Source organism: Nocardioides allogilvus, from assembly GCF_003047285.1.
Taxonomy (GTDB): domain Bacteria; phylum Actinomycetota; class Actinomycetes; order Propionibacteriales; family Nocardioidaceae; genus Nocardioides; species Nocardioides allogilvus.
The window spans coordinates 1-928 of the sequence record NZ_PZYX01000044.1 but is presented as its reverse complement, the minus strand read 5'-3'; the positions used below and the strand labels follow the sequence as shown (position 1 = coordinate 928).

General features: G+C 60.8%; 1 protein-coding gene. It reads left to right on the top strand.

The features are described from left to right. The first annotated feature begins 274 nt into the window (after window positions 1–274). The gene (locus C9J87_RS19840) at window positions 275–856 is read left to right on the top strand and encodes a DUF5677 domain-containing protein (RefSeq protein WP_157953273.1); all 582 of its coding nucleotides are present in this window, start codon (window positions 275–277) and stop codon (window positions 854–856) included. Window positions 857–928 lie beyond the last annotated feature (72 nt).

Sequence of the window (928 nt, the reverse complement as noted above, 5' to 3'; positions counted from 1 at the left end):
GCGCGCTCACGCAACTCGTCGCCGTACTTCTTGGGTGCAGCCATGACTCTCATCCTCCATGGATTGAGAGCCTCCATCAGACCCGGGGCGATTCAGTTGCGTCATAGCCGCGGTCGCTGCGCCAGTGGTCCAGCGACCATTCCGTCACTGGACGGCTCCGTGCCTCAGACGCTTGTTACCCGTACGACCCAGGAAGTTCCCACGTCCGCGCGGAAGACGCTGGTGCCGAGGTCAGAAACTCGCGGTCAACGTCGAGTGCCAGTAGAAAGGTGACGTGCTTGATGACTTCGATCCGCATCTACTGTCCGCGCTCCACGAAGTTCCCTTCGAAGAACTCGAAGACGCCGCGAAGGAGGAGCCTTTCGTTCGGGAAGGTTTCGAACTCCTGAAGGAAGCAGCAGTTCTCCTGACGACGGTCGCTGGCCTTCGAACTGCTCGCCACAGCGATGGGTTGGATCGCGATCACGCGATCGTAGTCGGGCACTACGCGCGCATGGTGAAGCTGATGAAGAGCCTGATCCGTCAGTTGGCTGACGGGCACGGTGGCGATCAACAGATCGCGATCAACCGCGAGTTCATGGACTCGGTTTCAACTGTGCAGTACCTCATGAGCGATCCGGGCGACGGGACGCGGTTTACGTCCTACGTGATGGACAGTCTGATCGCCGAGCGCGAATTTCTGAAGGACGTGCGTGAACAAGTCACGCAGCGCGGCGACAGGATGATTCCGATCGAGGAACGCATCAACCGTTCAATCGCGGAAACGCTCGCCGCGGCCGGCGTACGTGAGGAAGATATACCGGCGCGCCGCAACAACGGGTGGCCAAGCGCCCGGGTCTGCCCCAGGTTTGGTTGACACTCGGGGTGGGTGGTTCTCAGGCCGCGTCTGCGGCTGCGTAGATCATCTCAAACTCGACCGGGGTGAGCT